24 protein-coding genes are annotated in these 19,332 nt (G+C 70.2%); 10 read left to right on the forward strand and 14 right to left on the reverse strand.

The window, feature by feature from the left end; all coding sequences use genetic code 11:
* Positions 1-530: 530 nt before the first annotated feature.
* Complete coding sequence (locus tag FVE89_RS26375) at positions 531-1,268, reverse strand: GyrI-like domain-containing protein (RefSeq protein WP_161393121.1); 738 nt, start codon at positions 1,266-1,268, stop codon at positions 531-533.
* A gap of 212 nt (positions 1,269-1,480) precedes the next feature.
* On the opposite strand from FVE89_RS26375, the gene dapF reads away from it, so the two are divergent.
* Together dapF and mtaB are read left to right on the forward strand one after the other, a co-directional pair.
* Entirely contained in the window at positions 1,481-2,368 is an 888-nt protein-coding gene (dapF, locus tag FVE89_RS26380) for a diaminopimelate epimerase (RefSeq protein ID WP_161393122.1), read from the forward strand.
* Positions 2,368-3,594, forward strand: coding sequence for a tRNA (N(6)-L-threonylcarbamoyladenosine(37)-C(2))-methylthiotransferase MtaB (gene mtaB, locus FVE89_RS26385; protein WP_161393123.1), 1,227 nt, complete (start codon positions 2,368-2,370; stop codon positions 3,592-3,594). Before dapF ends, mtaB begins: the two co-directional genes overlap by 1 nt.
* 73 nt (positions 3,595-3,667) lie before the next feature.
* Here the strand turns inward: mtaB and FVE89_RS26390 are convergent, their stop codons facing one another.
* Genes FVE89_RS26390 through FVE89_RS26400 form a run of 3 tightly spaced genes read right to left on the reverse strand, consistent with a single transcriptional unit; the run spans position 3,668 to position 5,716 of the window.
* Positions 3,668-4,603 (reverse strand): NADP-dependent oxidoreductase, encoded by a 936-nt coding sequence (locus tag FVE89_RS26390; protein WP_161393124.1) that lies wholly within the window; start codon positions 4,601-4,603, stop codon positions 3,668-3,670.
* Positions 4,604-4,650: 47 nt separating this feature from the next.
* Positions 4,651-5,028, reverse strand: a complete 378-nt coding sequence (locus FVE89_RS26395) for a MerR family transcriptional regulator (RefSeq protein ID WP_161393125.1) — start codon at positions 5,026-5,028, stop codon at positions 4,651-4,653.
* 16 nt (positions 5,029-5,044) lie between these two features.
* Positions 5,045-5,716 carry an RNA pseudouridine synthase gene (locus FVE89_RS26400; protein WP_161393126.1) on the reverse strand — a complete coding sequence of 224 codons (672 nt, stop codon included), beginning with the start codon at positions 5,714-5,716 and terminating at the stop codon, positions 5,045-5,047.
* Between the two features lie 56 nt (positions 5,717-5,772).
* On the opposite strand from FVE89_RS26400, the gene ftsY reads away from it, so the two are divergent.
* Complete coding sequence (ftsY, locus tag FVE89_RS26405) at positions 5,773-7,137, forward strand: signal recognition particle-docking protein FtsY (RefSeq protein WP_161393127.1); 1,365 nt, start codon at positions 5,773-5,775, stop codon at positions 7,135-7,137.
* Here the strand turns inward: ftsY and FVE89_RS26410 are convergent.
* Both FVE89_RS26410 and FVE89_RS26415 read right to left on the reverse strand, forming a co-directional pair.
* Positions 7,134-7,520 (reverse strand): type II toxin-antitoxin system VapC family toxin, encoded by a 387-nt coding sequence (locus FVE89_RS26410; protein ID WP_342389817.1) that lies wholly within the window; start codon positions 7,518-7,520, stop codon positions 7,134-7,136. The genes ftsY and FVE89_RS26410 overlap by 4 nt on opposite strands.
* The gene (locus FVE89_RS26415) at positions 7,517-7,777 is read right to left on the reverse strand and encodes a type II toxin-antitoxin system VapB family antitoxin (protein WP_161393128.1); all 261 of its coding nucleotides are present in this window, start codon (positions 7,775-7,777) and stop codon (positions 7,517-7,519) included. Before FVE89_RS26415 ends, FVE89_RS26410 begins: the two co-directional genes overlap by 4 nt.
* An 87-nt stretch (positions 7,778-7,864) precedes the next feature.
* On the opposite strand from FVE89_RS26415, the gene FVE89_RS26420 reads away from it, so the two are divergent.
* Positions 7,865-8,479, forward strand: a complete 615-nt coding sequence (locus FVE89_RS26420; RefSeq protein ID WP_161393129.1) for a septation protein A — start codon at positions 7,865-7,867, stop codon at positions 8,477-8,479.
* Here the strand turns inward: FVE89_RS26420 and FVE89_RS26425 are convergent, their stop codons facing one another.
* The 3 genes from FVE89_RS26425 to FVE89_RS26435 are packed head-to-tail and all read right to left on the reverse strand — an operon-like array spanning position 8,480 to position 10,045.
* Complete coding sequence (locus tag FVE89_RS26425; protein WP_161393130.1) at positions 8,480-9,094, reverse strand: DsbE family thiol:disulfide interchange protein; 615 nt, start codon at positions 9,092-9,094, stop codon at positions 8,480-8,482.
* The gene (gene ccmD / locus FVE89_RS26430) at positions 9,091-9,234 is read right to left on the reverse strand and encodes a heme exporter protein CcmD (RefSeq protein ID WP_161393131.1); all 144 of its coding nucleotides are present in this window, start codon (positions 9,232-9,234) and stop codon (positions 9,091-9,093) included. Before ccmD ends, FVE89_RS26425 begins: the two co-directional genes overlap by 4 nt.
* Positions 9,235-9,244: 10 nt before the next feature.
* On the reverse strand, positions 9,245-10,045 hold the full coding sequence (locus FVE89_RS26435; RefSeq protein ID WP_161393132.1) for a heme ABC transporter permease: 801 nt from the start codon (positions 10,043-10,045) through the stop codon (positions 9,245-9,247).
* A gap of 273 nt (positions 10,046-10,318) precedes the next feature.
* Between FVE89_RS26435 and FVE89_RS26440 the strand changes: the two genes are divergently transcribed.
* Together FVE89_RS26440 and FVE89_RS26445 are read left to right on the forward strand one after the other, a co-directional pair.
* On the forward strand, positions 10,319-10,993 hold the full coding sequence (locus FVE89_RS26440; protein ID WP_161393133.1) for a trna delta -isopentenylpyrophosphate transferase: 675 nt from the start codon (positions 10,319-10,321) through the stop codon (positions 10,991-10,993).
* 29 nt (positions 10,994-11,022) lie between these two features.
* On the forward strand, positions 11,023-11,319 hold the full coding sequence (locus tag FVE89_RS26445) for a hypothetical protein (protein ID WP_161393134.1): 297 nt from the start codon (positions 11,023-11,025) through the stop codon (positions 11,317-11,319).
* Between the two features lie 278 nt (positions 11,320-11,597).
* On the opposite strand, the gene FVE89_RS26450 is transcribed toward FVE89_RS26445, so the two are convergent.
* Both FVE89_RS26450 and FVE89_RS26455 read right to left on the reverse strand, forming a co-directional pair.
* On the reverse strand, positions 11,598-12,422 hold the full coding sequence (locus tag FVE89_RS26450) for a methyltransferase (RefSeq protein ID WP_161393135.1): 825 nt from the start codon (positions 12,420-12,422) through the stop codon (positions 11,598-11,600).
* Positions 12,419-12,643, reverse strand: coding sequence for a DUF2007 domain-containing protein (locus FVE89_RS26455; RefSeq protein ID WP_161393136.1), 225 nt, complete (start codon positions 12,641-12,643; stop codon positions 12,419-12,421). Before FVE89_RS26455 ends, FVE89_RS26450 begins: the two co-directional genes overlap by 4 nt.
* Before the next feature lie 156 nt (positions 12,644-12,799).
* Here FVE89_RS26455 and FVE89_RS26460 point away from each other — a divergent pair, with 156 nt between their 5' ends.
* Positions 12,800-13,819, forward strand: coding sequence for a polyprenyl synthetase family protein (locus FVE89_RS26460; RefSeq protein ID WP_161393373.1), 1,020 nt, complete (start codon positions 12,800-12,802; stop codon positions 13,817-13,819).
* A 20-nt stretch (positions 13,820-13,839) separates the two neighbouring features.
* Here the strand turns inward: FVE89_RS26460 and ftrA are convergent, their stop codons facing one another.
* Positions 13,840-14,829, reverse strand: coding sequence for a transcriptional regulator FtrA (ftrA, locus tag FVE89_RS26465; RefSeq protein WP_161393137.1), 990 nt, complete (start codon positions 14,827-14,829; stop codon positions 13,840-13,842).
* Between the two features lie 106 nt (positions 14,830-14,935).
* On the opposite strand from ftrA, the gene FVE89_RS26470 reads away from it, so the two are divergent.
* Positions 14,936-15,553 carry a glutathione S-transferase family protein gene (locus tag FVE89_RS26470; protein WP_161393138.1) on the forward strand — a complete coding sequence of 206 codons (618 nt, stop codon included), beginning with the start codon at positions 14,936-14,938 and terminating at the stop codon, positions 15,551-15,553.
* 26 nt (positions 15,554-15,579) lie between these two features.
* On the opposite strand, the gene FVE89_RS26475 is transcribed toward FVE89_RS26470, so the two are convergent.
* Together FVE89_RS26475 and FVE89_RS26480 are read right to left on the reverse strand one after the other, a co-directional pair.
* The gene (locus tag FVE89_RS26475) at positions 15,580-16,440 is read right to left on the reverse strand and encodes a methyltransferase (protein WP_161393374.1); all 861 of its coding nucleotides are present in this window, start codon (positions 16,438-16,440) and stop codon (positions 15,580-15,582) included.
* A gap of 44 nt (positions 16,441-16,484) precedes the next feature.
* On the reverse strand, positions 16,485-16,901 hold the full coding sequence (locus FVE89_RS26480) for a helix-turn-helix domain-containing protein (protein ID WP_161393139.1): 417 nt from the start codon (positions 16,899-16,901) through the stop codon (positions 16,485-16,487).
* A 130-nt stretch (positions 16,902-17,031) separates the two neighbouring features.
* Between FVE89_RS26480 and FVE89_RS26485 the strand changes: the two genes are divergently transcribed.
* Both FVE89_RS26485 and FVE89_RS26490 read left to right on the forward strand, forming a co-directional pair.
* Positions 17,032-18,849, forward strand: coding sequence for a chloride channel protein (locus tag FVE89_RS26485; RefSeq protein ID WP_161393140.1), 1,818 nt, complete (start codon positions 17,032-17,034; stop codon positions 18,847-18,849).
* Positions 18,846-19,325 (forward strand): hypothetical protein, encoded by a 480-nt coding sequence (locus FVE89_RS26490; RefSeq protein WP_161393141.1) that lies wholly within the window; start codon positions 18,846-18,848, stop codon positions 19,323-19,325. Before FVE89_RS26485 ends, FVE89_RS26490 begins: the two co-directional genes overlap by 4 nt.
* Positions 19,326-19,332: the final 7 nt, after the last annotated feature.

A 19,332-nucleotide genomic window follows, 5' to 3' on the forward strand; every position in this document is an offset into this window, starting at 1 on the left:
GCTCATCCGAGAGCCAGAACAGGTCTGCCATCGCCACCTCCAGGCCGCAAAACGGCCGCCTGGAATCACAAAACCACAAACCTTGCAATAGCTTGGTTCGGTTCACACCCTAGATCGAGGGGATCCGCGCGGCCTGGGCCTCGACACGCTTACAAGAACCGGGCCGCCGCTCGATGGGCGGAAGCGTCCACAGCCACAGCCACAGCCACAGCCGCTGCGACGCGCTCGCGCCGATCGACAGACAACGGTGAAGGCATCCCGGGCTCCTTCACCCCTCAACGGTGAAGCCGCCAACGCGTCGCAACGCTCCCGGGAACGGCTCTAGTTCAGTAGGAATGGGCCGTGAAGCGGGCGGGGTAGCCCCGGCGTCAGCAGAAGTCGGGGAAGGGGAGCCGTGCTACCGAAAGGGGCGCTGCTTACATCAAGTCCAGCGCCCTGTTCTGCACCGCCGCCCCCTCTCTCGCCCACCTACAGGTGGCACCTCCATAGAGAGAACAGGAAGGCCGCGATGCAGCCTCGATAACAACCCGCTACTTCACCAGCGCATAGATATTCACATCCAGATTATCGTCCGTGCTGTCCTTCAGGTCGGTGGCGTATTCCTCGACGAACCGGTCCTGCACCACGATGTCCTTGGCATCGAGATAGGCGGTCAGCGTCTCGTAGGTGCCGTCGATCGACTCGTAGGAGCCCTTGTGGGCGAAGCGCAGCGCCTTGCCGGAGGGCGTCGTGCCGAAGCGCAGGCCGTCCGTCTCCGCCGGTGCCGGGCTCGGTGCGGCTTTGACCGGGATCATCGCCTCGAACTCGAAGCCGTCATCGTCGGTGCGGGTGAAGACCGCGAGCGGCCGGCCCGCCGGCGCGACGCCGAGCTTGGCGAGATCCGCCTCGATCCGCGCGAAGGCCTGCTTGAGGTTCGGCACGGCCTCCTCCCACTTGGTCTTGCCGGTCACGATCGCGGCGGGCTTGGCGGGCAGGGTCACCTCGTCGACGTCGCCCGGCTCGCCGGGCTTGTCGATCAGGGTCGGGCGTGCGGGGGTCCCGACCGCTGTCTGCCCGGTCGGCGGGGGCGCCACCGCCTGTTCGGGCGCGGGCGCCGCGCTCTTGCCCGGATCGGGCGCCGGGTTCGGGGCCGTGGTGGTCGGTAGTGGGTTCGTCTGGGCCGGTGACGGCGCCGTCGAGGCGGGCGGTGCCGGCTGCTGCGCGGCGAGCGGGCCAGCAACGAGCATGAGACCGACGGACAGGACGGCGAGCGGACGAAGGCGGATCACGATGGGCGCTCCGGTCGGGTCCCGGCGGATCGTCCGGCCGGGGCTCCCACCACATAGGGTAGCGGTGATCGGGATCGCCTGCGAGTGCGCCGTGCATGGAGGCCGCACAGGAGAGCCGCGGATGCGGCGCATCTGCCACGACGGCGGCCCCCTCGCGCCGGCCCGGCGGTTTTGCCATATAGCCGGCCGACCCCTTCCAGCCGCGGGACCGCATGAGCGCACTGGCCCACAGACGCTTCCTGAAGATGCACGGCGCCGGCAACGCCATCGTGGTGCTGGATCTGCGCGGCTCCGGCGCGCGGGTTCAGCCCGAAGAGGCGCGGGCGATCGCGCAGGATCCGGGCTCCGCCTTCGATCAATTGATGGTGCTGCACGATCCCGTGAGCCCCGGGACGGACGCGTTCCTGCGGATCTACAACACCGACGGCTCGGAATCCGGCGCCTGCGGCAACGGCACCCGCTGCGTCGCCTACGCGATGTTCGACGACCCGGCCATGGCCCGCCCGGCCGAGGGCAGCCGCCTGACGCTGGAGACCAAGGCCGGCCTCCTCGGCGTGCGCCGGGTCTCGGAGCGTGCCTTCACGGTCGATATGGGCCGGCCGAGGCTCGCCTGGGACGAGATCCCCCTGTCGGAGCCGTTCCCCGATACGCGGCGGATCGAATTGCAGGTCGGCCCGATCGACGATCCCGTGCTGCACTCGCCGGGCGTCGTGAACATGGGCAACCCGCATGCGGTGTTCTTCGTCGAGGCCGATCCGGACACGTTCGACCTCGGCCGGATCGGGCCGATGCTGGAGAACCACCCGCTTTTTCCTGAGCGGGCCAACATCTCGATCGCCCAGGTGACGGGCCGCGAGACGATCAAGCTGCGCGTGTGGGAGCGCGGCGCCGGGCTGACGCTCGCCTGCGGCACCGCTGCCTGCGCCACCGTGGTGGCGGCGTCCCGGCTCCGGATGATCGGCCGGCAGGCGCAGGTCGCGCTGCCCGGCGGCGAGCTGTTCGTGGAATGGCGCGCGGACGATCACGTCCTGATGACCGGCCCGGTCGCGCTCGTCGCCGAGGGCACGCTCGCGCCGGAGCTGTTTTCCGGCCTCGCCTGATGCCCGTCGAGACCCTCACTTTCGGTTGCCGGCTCAACATCGTGGAGTCGGAGGCCCTGCGGGTCCATGCCGGCGCGGATGAGCGCGACCGGATCGTGGTGAACACCTGCGCAGTCACCGCCGAGGCCGGGCGGCAGGCGCGCAAGGCGATCCGCCGGATCGCCCGCGAGCGGCCCGATGCGGAGATCGTCGTCACCGGCTGCGGCGCCGAGGTCGAGACCGAGACCTACGCCGCCATGCCCGAGGTGGCGCGCCTCGTCGGCAATGGCGAGAAGCTGCGACCGGAGGGCTGGTCGGCGGCCGCGACAGGGCCGGGCGCCGTGATGACGTCGCGCGTGGCCGATGCGACGCGGGTCGCGGCCGTGGCCGGGCATACGCGGGCCTTCGTACCGGTTCAGAATGGCTGCGATCACCGCTGCACCTTCTGCGTCATCCCGTTCGGCCGTGGCCCGTCGCGCTCGGTGCCGGTCGCCGACGTGATCGCGCAGGTCGAGACGATCGTGGCGCATGGCGGCCGCGAGGTCGTGCTGACCGGCGTCGATCTCACGGCCTATGGCCGCGACCTGCCGGACGCGCCCATCTCCCTTGGCATCCTGGTGCGTAAAATCCTCCGGGCGGTGCCGGGCCTTGCGCGCCTGCGCCTGTCCTCGATCGATTCCGTGGAGGCGGATGAGGCCTTGCTGGTAGCCCTGGCCGAGGAGGAGCGGCTGATGCCGCACCTGCACCTCTCTCTCCAGGCGGGCGACGACCTGATCCTCAAGCGGATGAAGCGTCGCCACAGCCGCGCCGACGCGATCCGCTTCTGCGAGACGGCGCGGCGGCTGCGCCCGGACATCGTGTTCGGGGCGGACCTGATCGCAGGTTTCCCGACCGAGACCGAGGCGCAATTCGCCCGCTCCCTCGACCTTGTGGCGGAATGCGGCCTGACGCATCTCCATGTCTTCCCGTACTCGCCCCGCCCCGAGACACCGGCGGCGCGGATGCCGCCGGTGGCGCCCCAGGCCATCCGTGAGCGGGCGGCGCGGCTGCGGGAGGCGGGGGCGCAGGCCCTGCGGCAGCACCTCGACGCGCAGGTCGGGCGGCGGCTGACCGTGCTCGCCGAGCGCGGCGGGATGGGACGGGCCGAGGATTTCACGCCGGTGCGGCTGGCAACGGACGCGGAGCCCGGCACGGTGTGCGCCGTCGCCATCGCAGCTCACGACGGTGCGCGGCTGATCGGCGCGTAGCTCCGAAGGAGTTTCGCAGCTTACCTGGGCGTTGAGAGGGCACCGTCAGCAGGACACCCGACGCCGGACTGCCTTATTCGGGACGAAGAAGAATCTTCCCCCGGTTATGCCCCGCTTTGACGCGTTTGAGGGCGGCGGCCGCGTCAGCCAAGGGTAGGATGTCGGCAATCCGTACCGTCAGTTGACCGCGTGCCGCGAGCGTCGCGACCTGATGGAGTTCGTCGTTGGGATGCGCGACCCAGGGAATTCGGGCGGCCTCGGAATGGGCGTCGCCCCACGCTGTCACCGCGCGTCCGCCGAGGGGCAACAACGCGACGGTCGCCGAGACTGAGGCCGCTCCGCCGACTGCGTCGGCGCTCGCTGTGATGGGGCCGAAGGCACGAACCGCATTCACGATGTCTGCGCGGTAATCAATCGGATGCGCGCCGAGGGATCTGAGATAGTCGTGATTGTCCGGAGAGGCGGTTCCCACGACGCGCGCACCGCGCGCCACCGCCACCTGGACGGCGGCCGAGCCCACGCCGCCCGCGGCCCCGTGAACCAGCACGGTATCGTCCTCGGTCACGCCGAGATGATGGATCATGGAATAGCCGGCGACCGCTGACGATGGCAGGCCGGCTGCCTGCTCGACGCCGACCTCAGGCGGTCGCGGGACGATCTGGCGCGTATCCACGACCAAGTACTGCCGGAACGTGCCGGCCCGGCTGCCGGATGTCACCGCGAGCCGGGCGCGGCTGTCGACGATCACCGCCTGCCCGACGCTAAATGCAGTGACGCCAGCCCCAACAGCCTCGATGATTCCGGTGCTGGCCCAGCCCGGCGTGCCGGGAAATGGCGCGGGGTCTGTCCGCTGGAAGAAACCAGCGACAAGCTTCCAGTCGATAGGATTGACGCCAATCAGTTCATTGCGCACCAAGACTTGATCGCGTCCTGGGCTTGCGACGATCTCGTCGTCCAGATGTAGGACGTCTGGATTTCCGTATTGATGATAGACGATTCGCTTGCTCATGCTGCCGATGCTACGGTCTCACATCAATGTGAGGGTCAAGCGGAATCTCAACGACCGTGTGCAGGCGGTGGCCCGGCGGGGCTCGCTTCGATGATCGCCGTGAGGGCCGTAACCGACGCGTTCAGGCTCGCGATCCGGTCGAGGAGGCTGTTTCGCTCGGCGACCAGCACGCCGTAGAGGTCAGCGCATGACAGGCGCAGCCCGTCTTCGTGCTGCACCAGGCATGGCAGAAGGCGGGCGATCCTGCGCGTGCCCATACCCGCCGCGAGCAGGGCCTGAATGCGTCTCACGCGCGTGACGTCGGCTTCGACATACTCCCGGTAGCCGCTCGACGACCGCTCGGGATGCAGCAAATCCTGTTCCTCGTAGTATCGCAGCAAGCGGATGCTCACACCGGTCCGCCGTGTCAGCTCACCGATCCGCATCGCGTCACGCCTCCTCCTACCCCATCTGCGCCAAAGCTTCGGCGATATGGGCCGGCGGCGGCGCCGTCACCGTGATGGCCTCGCGCTTCGGATAGAGCGGGATCGACAGCGACTGCGCATGCAGGTGCAGGGCGCTCCCGCGGGGCGCGCCGCCATAGACCGCGTCGCCCAGGATCGGCCAGCCGGAGGCCGCGCAGTGCACGCGGAGCTGATGGGTGCGGCCGGTAACCGGCTTCAGTTCGAGCCACGTCCGCCCGCCCGCCCGGCCGAGCACCCGCCAGTGCGTCAGCGCCGGGTCCCCGGCGGGATCGGCCTTCATCCACCAGGAGCGCGGATCGTCCGAACGGCGAGCCAGCGGCAGGTCGATGCAGCCGGCTTCCTCGGCGGGGCCGCCCTCGACGATCGCCCAGTAGGTCTTGTCGACGGCGCTCCCGGCGAACAGCTTGCCGAGCCGCGCCAGCGCCTTGGCGTGGCGGCCCAGCGCAAGGCAGCCCGACGTGTCGCGGTCGAGCCGGTGCGCGGCCTCGGGCCGGCGCGGCAGTCCGAAGCGCAGGGCGTCGAGATGGTCGGTCAGGGTCTCGCCGCCGCGCGGGCCCGGATGGACCGGGAGACCCGGCGGCTTGTCGATGACGAGCAGCAGGGCATCGCGGTAGAGGAGGCGCGCGCCTATGTCGAAGGCGTTGGACATCCGGACCGGCTAGATCGTTGGCGCCGGGTCGGCAAGGTGGGTGAGGACGCGACGGCATGGCGAGCGAGGAGAAGCCCGGCTGGTTCGGACGCCTGTTCGGGCGCAAGGGCCAGGGTGCGGCCGAGGACAAGCCCGAGGAAAAGCCGGAGGACAAGCCGGAGGCGGAACTGCCCGCCGAGGCGGCCTCGCCTTCGGAGGGCCAGCCCGACTTCGCGACCGGCGCGGAGGATGTCGAGACGATCCCGCTGCCGCCGGAGGAGACCGGCGCGCCCGTGGCCGAGGTGGTCGAGGGCGCGGACCTGCTGCCGAATGAGGGCGAGCCCGAGCGTCCGCCCGCCGGCACGGCCGGCGACGATCCCGCCCACGGCGCCGATCCGGTGGATACCGGAGACGCGAACCGCGAGCCGGTGACCGAGCCGCAGCCCGACATCCAGCCGGTCGATGCCGCCGCGGCTTTGGCCCATGATGCCGGCGCCGGACCGGATCGCGAGCCCGAGGCCAAGGGCTGGTGGAGCCGCCTCACCTCCGGGATGAAGCGGACCTCCTCGGCTTTGTCCGAGCGCGTGACGGGGCTGTTCACCAAGCGCAAGCTCGACGCCACCACCCTGGAGGATCTGGAGGACGCCCTGATCCAGGCCGATTTCGGGCTGGAGACCGCGATGCGGGTCTCGGAAGCCGTCGGCAAGGGCCGCTACGAGAAGGGGATCTCGCCCGACGAGGTACGGGCGATCCTGGCCACCGAGGTCGAGCGGGCGCTGGAATCGGTCGCGATCCCGCTCGCCGTCGATGCAGCCAAAAAACCCTTCGTGATCCTCACCGTCGGAGTGAACGGCGCCGGCAAGACCACGACGCTCGGCAAGCTCGCCTCGAAGCTGCGGGCGGAGGGTCGCACCGTGATGCTGGCGGCCGGCGATACGTTCCGGGCCGCGGCGATCGACCAGCTCAAGGTCTGGGGCGCGCGCACCGGCACGCCGGTGGTGAGCGGTGCGCAGGGGGCGGACGCGGCGGGGCTCGCCTTCGACGCGCTGAAGCAGGCCGCGGCCGCCGGCACCGACGTGCTGCTGATCGATACGGCGGGCCGGCTTCAGAACAAGGCCGGCCTGATGGCCGAGCTGGAGAAGATCGTGCGCGTCCTGCGCAAGCAGGACCCGGAGGCGCCGCACGCGACGCTCCTCGTCCTCGACGCGACGGTCGGCCAGAACGCGATCAGCCAAGTGGAGCTGTTCTCGCAGGCGGCGCCGGTCTCAGGGCTCGTGATGACGAAGCTCGACGGCACCGCCCGGGGCGGCATCCTGGTGGCGCTGGCGGCGAAGTTCGGCCTGCCGGTCCACTTCATCGGCGTCGGCGAGGGCGTGGAGGATCTGGAGCCCTTCGCGGCCCGGGATTTTGCGAGGGCGATCGCCGGGCTGGAGAAGGATTAGGCGGCGCGCAGCACGTCGGTGCGCGAAAAATCGTCGCCCTTGAACAGGAGCGGCGCGTTCAGCGACCGGGCGAGCGCGTACGCGAAACAGTCGCCGAAGTTGAGGCCGGCCGGGTGCCGGCCCTTGCCGTAGCGGGCGAAGGCGTCGGCCGCGATCTGCGCGAGGGTGTGGTCGACCGGGACGACGGAGATCCGCCGCGCAGCAATCCAAGCGTCGAGGACCGCCCGTCCATCCGGCACCCGGGCGGCCACGATGGCGCATTCGAGATAGGTAGCCGCCGCCATCGCCGGGGCTTCCGCGAGAGCGACCGCACGTGAGAAGCGTTCCGCCTCCGGTTCGTCGCGCAGGATCGCGATGAACGCCGAGGAATCGACGACGATCACACCGGAAGTCCGTTCTCGTCGTAGGCGAGGATCTGCTCGATCGGGCGCGGGTCCACAACGGGACTCGCATGCCAGCGACGACGCATCGCCTCGTCGGCGGCCAAGCCTTCGGCGATACGGCGCTCCGCCTCGCCAGACATCCGCGCCTGCTCCCGACGCAGCAGGTCGAGCAACAGATCCGGCGCTGTCCGCCGTGTCGTCTCCGTGAGGTCGGCCAGCAGCGCCTCGACCTCGGCATTCTCGATCGTGATGGACATCGCGCGCCTCGCGTTACACACACCCCGACGAATCCAGTCCGGCCCCCGATGGTACCGTGGGCGCCGCATCCGAGCCAACTGACGCGCATGCAGATCGAATCCGTCCCCCCGCGCCGCCACCTGCCGCCGCTGATGAAGCTGGCGCTGGAACTCGGGCCGCTGGTGCTGTTCTTCCTCGGCAATGCCTATTCCGAAAAATTCGGCGTCGCCCCCGATCAGAAGCTGTTCGTGGCCACCGGCCTGTTCATCGCGGCGACCGTGGTGGCGCTGGCGATCCACTATGTCCTGATGCGGCGCCTGCCGATCATGCCGCTCGTATCCGGCGTCGTGGTGGTGGTGTTCGGCGGCCTGACCCTGGCGCTGCAGGACAAGACCTTCATCATGGTCAAGCCGACCATCGTGAATGCCCTGTTCGGCACCATCCTGCTCGGCGGCCTCGCCTTCGGGCGGCCGCTCCTGTCGGTGGTGCTCGACTCGATGTTCAGCCTCACCGAGGAGGGCTGGCGCAAGCTGACCTTCCGCTGGGGCCTGTTCTTCTTCGTCCTGGCGGCGCTCAACGAGGTCGTGTGGCGGACGCAGACCGAGGATTTCTGGGTCAACTTCAAGGTGTTCGGCATCATGCCGATCACCGTGCTGTTCGCCCTGGCCCAGACCCCGCTGCTGACCCGCTACGAGAACAAGGCGCCGCAGCCGGAGGCGTGATCACTGCGCTGCCGCGACCTTGCCGGCGGATCGGATCCGCGCCAGCACGCTCGCGAAATTCTCAGGCGTGAGGATGCCGACGAGCTTGTCGCGGATCACCCCGTCCGGCCCGATGATGAAGGTCTCGGGCACGCCGTAGACGCCGAAATCGATCGCCGCGCGCCCGCTCGCGTCGGCCCCCACGGCGCTGAACGGCACGCCGTGCCGGGCGAGGAAGCGCTGCCCGGCCTCGGGGTTCGGCTCCTTGTAGTCGATGCCGACGAGCCGGATGCCGGGCTCCTTGGCCAGCCGCATCAGCATCGGGTGCTCGACCTGGCAGGGCGCGCACCATGAGGCGAAGACGTTGAGCACCGTGATCTCACCCTTCAGATCGGCGCTCGACAGACCCGGCACCGGAGCACCTGCGGCGCTGAGCCCTGGGACGGCCGGCAGGTCGAAGCGCGGCACCGGCTTGCCGATCATCGCCGAGGGCAAGGCGGCCGGATCGACCCCGGAGCGCAGGCGGAGGAACATCACGGTGGCCAGCGCCGCGAAGGCCAGAACCGGCAGGATCAGCAGCAGGGAGCGGCGGACCGGAGGCGGCCGCTCGGCCGCATCGTCAAGCGGAGCGCTCATCGCCGCTCCTCGCCGAAACCCTTGAGCGCCCGCAGCTGCGCCCGCCGGTCGCGGAGCGCGTTGCCGACCAGCGCGGCCATCACCAGCGCCGTGAAGGCGTAGGCTGCCAGGATGAAGCCGCCGTGAGACCCGAGATCCATCGTGCCGATCCTAAACCGGTTGGCCCACCGGCAGCCCGCCCGACGGCTGCGGCGTGATGCGGGGCTGGGTGCGATCCAGGCGCTCGGCCTCGCGGATCGTCAGGGTCCGGACCCGGCGGCGCATGATCTCGGTGCGCATCGTGTAGAGGTGGAGGGTCGTTCCGCCGAGCGTCGCGGCGGCGATCATGACGAGCAGCGGGTAGAGCATCGAGGGATCGATGGTCGAGCCGCCCATGCGCAGGATCGAGGCCGGCTGGTGCAGGGTCGACCACCAGTTCACCGAGAACTTGATGATCGGCAGGTTCACGGCGCCGACCAGCGTCAGGATCGCCACCGCACGGGCGGCGCGGTTCGGATCCTCCAGGGTGCGCCAGAGCGCGATGATGCCGCAATAGATCAGGAACAGGACCAGCATCGAGGTCAGCCGCGCGTCCCAGACCCAGTAGGTCCCCCACATCGGCTTGCCCCAGAGCGAGCCGGTCACGAGGCAGATCAGCGTGAAGGCCGCGCCGACCGGTGCCGCCGCGCGCTGGGCCACGTCGGCGAGCGGATGGCGCCAGACCAGGGTGCCGATCGCCGAGACGCTCATGGCGCCGTAGAAGAATACGCCGAGCCATGCCGCCGGGACATGGATGTACATGATCCGCACGGTCTCGCCCTGCTGATAATCGGGCGGCACCACGAAGAAGGTCTGGTAGAGCCCGACGGCCAGGACCGCGAGCGACAGGGTGGCGAGCCACGGCACGATTGCGCCCGACCACCGCATGAAGTGGCTGGGATTCGACAGGCGGGTCCAGAGGGAAGGCGTCATCGCGGCTGCTGTCTCGGACTTCGTGATAGCCGGTCTACCTTACGGTGCGGTGCAGCAACAATGCGGGGCTTCAACGCGCCGGATCACGGGACCGCGCGTGCGTCGACGAGACGGCGCTCGGCCGGTGGGAAGCCAAAAACGCGAATGCGCCGCGCGCCCGCCCTTGCGTAAGGCGGGTGAGTTACGCATATAGGTACGAACAAAAAGAGAACAGAAGAGCGTTGTTTCAGAAAGCTGTGGATGACGCAGCCCCTTCCGCCGGATCGAACTGCCATGCGAACCGCCGACAAGCAGATCGCCGACATCCTCGTCCGCTATGGCGAGCCCTTCGGGGGCAACGTCTGGCGCGTCCAGGGGACGGCCGTCATCTACCACAAGACGCTGGAGCGGATCGCCGCGCAGGCCGGCATCGTGTTCGAGCCGCCGACCATCATCCGGGCCGAGCGCGACGAGGCGGTGATCCTCGTGACCGGCCGCCTGCCCGGTGCGAAGCCCGGGACCGAGCGGGTCGAGTGGTCGCTGGGCGAGGCGCTGGTCAACGTGAACTACCGCGTGTCCGGCAAGCAGGCGGCCTACGTCTACGCCATGGCCGAGAAGCGCGGGAAGGATCGCGTCATCCTCAAGCTGATCGAGCTGCACGGGCTGGTCTACTCGGAGGAGGAGGCCGACGAGTTCCGCGCCCACCAGATCCCCGTCCGGGCCGTCGACGAGGACTTTGAGGAGGCGCCCGCCTTCGATGACGTCACCGAGGCCGAGGGCGACCTCAAGCGCCGCATCGACGAGGCCGCGACCATCAATGCGGTCACCGACCTGATGCTCGACGGCACCACCCAGGCGGTCCTCGCCACGATGCCGCCCGGCACCCGCGACGAGGTCCGCGACTACGCCAAGGCCCGCCTCGTGGCGCTCGGCTGGCCCAAGCGCCCCGGTCGCAAGAGCGCCGCCTGACCCCGGATTCCCAATCGCAGGAGACAGCCATGCATCGCGCCACGCGCCGCACCGTGAAGGCCCGCCGGGACTGGAGCATCGAGACCCTGTCGTACTCTCCGTCGCGGATCGTGCGCCTCGGCGAAGAGAAGGTCGCGATCCTATTCCCTCCGTTGGAGGAGGGCGGGGCGTGGCAGCTCTACCCGCATCCCGACACGTTCCCCGGGCTCAATTTCGAGGGCCTGCCCGCGCCGCTGCGGCCGGAATTCCTGGCCTTCCCGGATCTGCCGGAGGTCGAGCGGTTCCTCGGTATCCGCGACGAGGCGCCGGCCGCCCTGGCAGCCTGAGAGCCGGTCGAATCCGGGTTTCCGAAGGGCTCAGCCCCAGCCCTTTTAAGGTGTTTGGGTCAGCTGCGAAAATCGCAAGTCGTGGCTCTAACATCCTGAAAGAGCAACGCCTTTTCCCCTCCCCCTTGTGGGGAGGGGCCAGGGGTGGGGGTGGTGCAGGATGAGGCGCAGCGGTGCCGTCTGCACCACCCCCACCTCCAACTCCTCCCCACAAGGGGGAGGAGAGTGCGCTTGGCCCCTGTCTCGTTGCTTCCGCAAACACCTTAAAAGGGCTGGGCTCAACCCTTTGGCGGGTCCTCAGGGCAGAGCCCTGAGATGTTACCAGGGCTCCGCCCTGGACCCGCGAAAGGTCCCGACCTTTCGAAACCCTGACTTGAGCCCCGGTGGAGCGCTTCGGCCTCCGGGGTGAAGGCGCCGTCGGGGCCGTGGAGCACGAGGGGCGGCAGCAGGCTCAGGCCCGCGCGGCTTCCCCTGGTGGCGGCGATCAGAACGCGGATCGCCGGGGCCTCGGCGCGGGCATGGACGGGGCGGATCGCCAGCCCACCGAAGCGGCCCTTGAGCGCATCGAGGCAGGCAGGAAGCGCGTCGGCCCGGTGGATCAGCCCGATCTGGCCGCCCGGTCGGAGGATCGCCGTGCAGGTGCGGATCCAGGCATCCAGGCTTCCAACGGCGAAGGTGTGAGCTGCGGCTCGGTTCGCGCGCGGCGAGACGCGGTGCGTCCCGGCCTCGAAAAAGGGCGGGTTGGTCAGAACCATGTCGAACCGATCCGGTAGCAGGCCGGCGGCGCGGCGTTCTGCCGCGGGGGCCAGCACATCGGCCGCGATGATCTCCGCCTCGACGCCGTTGAGCGCGGCATTCGCCCGTGCCCGCTCGGCGAGGGCCGGGTCGCGTTCGACCAGGGTCAGCCGAAGCCCCGGCACCAGCGCGGCGCAGGCGAGTCCCACCGCGCCGGTCCCGGCGCCGACATCGCAGAGGCGGCTTTCCGGCGCCGGCGTCAGCCAGCGGGCGAGCAGCACCGCGTCGGTCCCGGCCCGGTGTGCGCCGCGCGGCGGCTGGTGCAATCGCAGGAGACCGCCCAGGAAAGCGTCGGGCCCCTCCGTCACGGCTGGCGCAGCTCGTGGGCGAGGCCGGCATCGCCCAGGAGACGCCGCGCCTGAGCCTCGTGGTCGCGCGGCACCAGCAGCCGCTGCCCGAACACGCCGATCGAGCCCTCCATGAGACTCATGTGGCTGTCGGCCACGAGGACCGGAATCTCGGCCGCTTCCAGGAGGGTGCGGGCGAACCCGATCAGCACGACATCGTTGGCGCGGATCAGTTCGACCATCAGAGATCTCCGAGGGGCGGCGGTTTCGCCGCGTCGGCTCTGCGCTCCGGGCGACCCATATCGTACGGGAGCCGATGTTGCGGCGCCGCGGAGCCCGTGCGAAGGGATCGCCCGCCGCCCGGGGCGGAACCGGTCTGGAGGTCACGCATCTTGGGTATGGCCCTCTCCATCGAGAACCCGAAGCCTGAGGTCGAGGCGGGGCTGAACGACCTCGTCGCGCTGGTGGCGGACGGCATGGCGCGGGTCAACACCACGATCCTGTCGCGCACGGGCTCCGAGGTGACGATGATCCCCGAGGTGGCCAACCACCTGATCGCCTCCGGCGGCAAGCGCCTGCGCCCGATCCTGACGCTCGCCTGCGCCAAGCTCTGCGGCTACGCGGGCGACACCGACGGGGACGTGAAGCTCGCCGCCAGCGTCGAGTTCATGCACACCGCGACGCTCCTGCACGACGATGTGGTCGACGAGAGCGACATGCGCCGCGGCCGGGTCGCGGCCCGGATCAAGTGGGGCAACGAGGCCTCGGTGCTGGTGGGCGATTTTCTGCTCGGGCAGGCCTTCCGGATGATGGTGGAGGTCGGCTCGTTGAGGGCGCTCGACATCCTCTCGGCCGCCGCCACGGTGATCGCCGAGGGCGAGGTGATGCAGCTCACCAACGCCAAGAACCTGGAAACCGACGAGGCCGCCTACCTCGCGGTGATCCGCGGCAAGACCGCCGAATTGTTCGCGGCGGCCTGCGAGGTCGGGCCGGTGCTGGCCGGACGCCCCGAGGCCGAGCAGGCGGCGGCGCGCGCCTACGGCATGAGCCTCGGCATCGCCTTCCAGCTGATCGACGACGTGCTCGATTACGGCGGCACCTCGGCCGAGCTCGGCAAGAACGTCGGCGACGATTTTCGCGAGGGCAAGATCACCCTGCCGATCGTGCTGGCCTATCGCCGGGGCAGCGAGGGCGAGCGCGGCTTCTGGCGGCGCACCCTCCAGCAGGGCGAGATCCGTGACGGCGACCTGGAAACGGCCCTCGACCTGCTCCAGCGCCACGGCGCCCTGGAGGAGACCGTGGCCCGCGCCCACCATTACGGCGCCGAGGCCCGGGCGGCGCTCGACGTGTTCCCGGACGGCCCGGTGAAGGCGGCGCTCAACGGGGCCATCGATTTCTGCGTGGCGCGGGCGCGCTGAGACGGTCTGCCGCTTCGGCGTTACGCGGCAGCGCCTCGCCGGGGCGGAAGCGGCTGCGTGCTGAAGCGTTTCCGATAGTCGGTCGGCGTCACGCCGAGGATCGCACGGAAATGGCTGCGCAAGGCGGGCGCGGAGCCGAACCCGACGCGCTCTGCGATCTCCTCCACCGGGCGGTTCGTTTCTTCGAGCATCGTCCGCGCCTCGGCCAGGCGCTCGGCGATGAGCCACGTGCCAGGCGCCGTGCCGGTGGCGGCACGGACATGCCGATGCAGGCTGCGTAGGCTGAGGCCCGCCTCGGCGGCCATGCGCTCGACCGTCCAGACCTCACCGAGGCTGCCACGCACCCGGTCGAACAAGAGTCCGAGTTTCGCTCCCGCCCTCCTGGGCACTGGCCTCTGCACGAACTGAGCCTGTCCGCCGTCGCGATGCGCATGGATCACGAGGCGGCGCGCCACAAGGTTGGCGGTCTGGGCGCCGAAATCCTTCCGGACCACGTGAAGGCACAGATCGAGGCCGGCCGCGCTCCCGGCCGACGTCAGGATGGATCCCTCATCGACGTAGAGCACATCGACCTCGACCTGCACCTCCGGGATCGCCGCGAGTCGCCCGGTATGATGCCAATGCGTGGTCGCCCTGCGGCCCGCCAGAAGCCCCGCGGCCCCGAGCACGAATGCCCCGGCGCAGATCGACACGATCCGCGCACCGCGCGCGTGCGCCCGTCGTAGGGCATGCAGGAGCGGTTCGGGGACGGATCCGTCCGGGCCGCGCCACCCCGGGATCACGATGGTCTCGACGCTTTCGAGCAGTTCGAGGCCGCCATCCGCCTGCACGGTGACGCCGCCGACGCCCCTGAGGGGCCCGGGCTCGGCGGCGGCGATGACGCTGCGATACCAGCGCACGCCGAATTCCGGCCGCGGCAGGGCGAACACCTCCACGGCGCATCCGTACTCGAAGGTACAGAGGCCGTCATAGGCGAGGATCGCGAGCCCGTGCCGTGGCGCATTTGGCATAATCGCGACGGTAGTGGCCATTTCTGCCACTGGCAACGCGGGTCCGTGGATGTGAGGCTTCCGGATGCGGCGGCCAGCGCCGCGCGCATTCCTCGGAGGTCTCACCATGCGCCTCATCGGTTTACTCGACTCGCCCTTCGTTCGACGTGTGGCGATCACGATGCGCATGGTCGGCATCCCGTTCGAGCACCGGCCGCTCTCCGTCTTCCGGGACGCCGAGGCGTTTCAGGCCGTCAATCCGGTGATCAAGGCGCCGACACTCGTGACCGATGCGGGACTCGTCCTGATGGAATCCGGCGTCATTCTCGAGCATCTCGCTTGGCTGTATCCCGACCGGGCGCGGTTGATGCCGGTGGCCCCGGACGAGCATGCCCGCGCCAGTCGCATCCTCGGCCTCGCGCTCGCCGCGGCGGAGAAGACCGTGCAGCATGTCTACGAGTATAGACTGCGTCCAGAGGCGAAGCGGCATGCGCCGACGATCGAACGGATCGAGGGCCAGATCGCGGCCGCCTACGCCGCGCTGGAGGCAGCAGCCAGCGCGCAACAGCCGTGGCTGTTCGGGCCGCAGCCGCTTCAGCCGGACATCACGGCCTGCGTCGTCTGGCGCTTCACCCGCACCGCCCTGAGTGAGTTGGTCACGGATGATGCGCATCCGAACCTGTCGGCCCTGTCATCGCGGGCGGAAGCACTGGCAGCCTTTCAGGCCTGTCCACCCCTGCCGTGATCCGATCGACGCGCTGAGGCGGCGCGTCACGGCTCCCGCGTCGAAAGCCACCAGTCGCCGCCGTCGTACCAGCAGCGCGCATCGACGGGCCGGTCGAAGCGGATCGCACGCACGGCAAACGGCCGGCCGCTGACGAAGGCCTCGCGCAACGCTGCCGTCTCCTCCTCCGGCATGTCCTGAAGGGTGATGAAGGTGGCGGCGGACACGAAACGCGCCGGCCAAGCCGCCGCGCTTCCCGAACGGCGCACCAGCAGCATGCCGCCCCGGCTGTCCGGCGCCTGGAGCGGGAAGAGCAGCCGACCCTCCGGCTTCAAGGCATCGAGCCAGGCGCGGGCCGGGCGCGCCGCGCCGGCATTGACGTAGATCGCATCGGCCGGTGGAAGCCCTGCCGCGGTGCCCGACCGGGCATGTACCTGCACCCAGGGCCACGGCGCGAGATTGGCCGTCGCCTTGGCGGCGAGGCCGGGATCGATCTCGAAGGCGTGGACGCGCCCCTCCGGCCCGACCAGATGCGCCAGCAGCGCCGTGTAGTAGCCGCTGCCGGCGCCGACCTGGATCACCGTCTCGCCGCGGCGCGGCGCCAGCGCGCCGAGGCAGAGGGCGTGGAGGCTCGGCTGGCCGATATGGATGGCCCGTTCGGCGTCGAGGGCGATCAGCACGTCCTGATAGAGGAAGGCGGGATCATCATCGGGTGTCCGCACGTAGCGCGGGCCGCCGTGCCGGGATTGCCCGATCTGCGCGCCGGGGATCGACCAGGGTCCGGGGCCGGCGAACGGCTCCCTCGGGACGGATGCGAAAGCGGCCGTGATGTCGGGCCCTGCGTGACCGGCGACGAGTTCGGCGTAGAAGCGCCGCAGCTTGAGGCTGCTGGCATCGCGATCCGGCATCATGACGTCCCCCAAGGGGATCTTCGCTGCGGCGGTACTCGGCGTCAACGCGGTGCCAGCGCTTCGGCCAGAGCGGGTGCCAGCCCGCGCAACTCTTCCAGATGGGCGGCGGTCAGGGTTCGCAGCAGCGCCTCGGCGCGGGGCGTCAGCGCCAGTTCGCTCCGGCGTCGATCCTCCACGGCCCTGGTCTTCGTGAGCAAGCCGCCCTCGACCATGCGGGCGACCAACTCGGCGGCGCTGTGGGGCGCGATGAGCAAGTGCTCTGCCAGAAGCCCGACGGTCGCGGGGGTACGCCCGACATGGCCGGCCAGGGTCAGCAGCGCCTGATGCTGCTGCGGCGGTAATCCGACCCGGGCCGCCGCCGCCTCGCTGAAAGCCAGGAAGCGCCGCAGTTGAAAGCGGAAATTCGCCAGCGCCGCGTATTGCTCCGTCGATAAGCGCTCGCCGTCCGATGCGTCCATCGCATTCCCCCCGGGTGATCGGCCTCTCATGCGCATCCCATGCCGACCGGCCCGGCACCAAGTCGTCGCCCCGCGCTTGAATGTATCGGAATACGATATAAATGGCTCGCGATCGATGGGGGAGACCTGGATGGACGGCGGGAGCGAGTTCGGGCGCGGCGGCGAGGGTCCGCGACGCCGGGCGCTGGGTGATTTCAGCGCGGATCGGCGCGTGGTGATCCTGGCCGGGATGGCCGTCGTCACCGGCACCGCGGCGAGCGGCACCGCCTGGATCCTGCTGACGCTGATCGGCCTCGTGACGAATCTCGCGTGGTACGGCCGCTTCGACACGGCCCTGACCTCCCTCGCCGGCGCCGCCCCGGGACCCTGGATGGTGGCGATCCCGGTGATCGGCGCCCTGATCGTCGGCGCCATGGCGCGCTACGGCTCGGAAAAAATCCGCGGCCACGGCATTCCGGAGGCCATGGAGGCGATCCTGATCGGCGGCAGCCGGATGTCGCCCAAGGTGGCTTTGCTCAAGCCGCTCTCCTCGGCGATCGCGATCGGCACCGGCGGCCCGTTCGGTGCGGAGGGGCCGATCATCGTCACGGGCGGCGCGGTCGGCTCGCTGTTCGCGCAGTTCTTTCACTTGAGCGCCACCGAGCGGAAGACTCTGCTGGTGGCCGGTGCTGCGGCCGGCATGACGGCGATCTTCGGGACCCCCGTGGCGGCGGTTCTGCTCGCCGTCGAGGTGCTGCTGTTCGAGTGGCGCCCGCGCAGTCTCGTGCCGGTGACGGTCGGGGCGGTGACGGCGGCCTGCTGGCGGCCGGCCCTGTTCGGGGCGGGGCCGCTGTTTCCCTTCGCCGACAACCCGGCGCTGCCCTGGTGGGGCCTGCCGGCCTGCGCGGCCCTGGGCCTCGCCTGCGGCCTGATCTCCGGCGCCCTGACCCGGGCGCTCTATGCCCTGGAGGACGGGTTCGGCCGCCTTCCCGTTCACTGGATGTGGTGGCCCGCCCTCGGCGCCGTCGTGGTGGGCCTGGGCGGTCTCGTGGAGCCGCGGGCGCTCGGTGTCGGCTACGACGTGATTCATGATCTCCTGTCCGGCCACATGCCGGCAAGTGCCGTCGTGACGATCCTGGTGGTGAAGGCGGTGATCTGGCTCGCCGCCCTGTCGTCGGGCACCTCGGGCGGCGTGCTCGCGCCGCTGCTGATCCTGGGCGGCGCGGTGGGCTGGCTGATCGGGCTCCTCCTGCCGGGCGCGCATGGGTTCTGGGCGTTGATCGGCATGGCGGCGCTGCTCGGCGGTACCCTGCCGGCGCCGCTCACGGGTGTGGTCTTCGCGGTCGAGGTGACGGGCGATGTCGCGGCGCTCGCGCCGCTGCTGGCCGCCACCATGACGGCCTACGCGGTGACGGTGCTGCTCCTGAAGCGCTCGATCCTCACGGAAAAAATCGCCCGGCGCGGCCAGCACATCACCCGGGAATACGGGATCGATCCCTACGACCTCACCCGGGTCGAGGCGGTAATGACCCGGGCGGTGGAAGCGCTGGATGCCGATCTGCCTGTGCCGGAGGCACTCGCCGCCATCGAGGCCGGCGCCCATCATGCCTACCCGGTCGTCGACGCGGTGGGGCGGCCGGTCGGGCTGGTCTCGCGCGGCGACGCCCTCCGCTGGACCCTGGAGGAACCGGACGGCGATCCGGCGGCGGATACGCTCGGCGAGCGCGTTTCGGACGCTGACCTCGCCACGGTCCATCCGGGCGACGTGGTCTCGCACGCCCTCGACGTGATGCTCTCGGCCGGGCAGGGCCGCCTGCCGGTCACGGATCCGCAGAGCGGGCGCTTGGTCGGGTTGCTGACCCGCAAGGATCTGCTGCAGGTGCGCGCCACCGTCGTGCGGGCCGAAGCCGAGCGCCGCGCGTTCTTCCGGAGGGGCCGGGGTGAGCGCCGCGCGGGATCAGGAGCATGAGTGTGGAGATTCGGATCCCGGGACGAACGATCAGCCTGGATCGGCTCAAGCCCGGCGCCTGCTATCTGGCGGCAGGCCCGGACGGGCCGGATCTGGCCCTCGTCGTCACCCAAGAGGGGCGGCGCGGGGCGCTGCTGCTCAACCGGCGCAGCGACGCGGGCGATCTGCGCCTCCTGCCCGGTCTCGCAACCGACCTTGACGTTCTCGAATTGCGCGGCGCGGTCCTGGCGCCCAGCGGCGCGATCGGCGACATCGCCTTCGGCCCGGCTGCCGCCGTTCCGGGTGCGCTCCATCTCGGGGACGGCAGCGCCTATCTGTGCGGACGCGACGGGGACGGGCGGCTCGCGACCTTCGATGTCGTCAGCGGCGTCGCGAGTGCGATCGATCCCGGGGACCTGCCGCATGCAAGACGCTGGCGCGTGATCGTCCCGGAGGCAGGCGGCGTCGTCACCCTCTACGAGGCGGAGTCGGCCTGAACCCGGC

This window comes from Methylobacterium sp. 2A (assembly GCF_009806555.1).
In the GTDB taxonomy this organism is placed as follows: Bacteria; Pseudomonadota; Alphaproteobacteria; order Rhizobiales; family Beijerinckiaceae; genus Methylobacterium.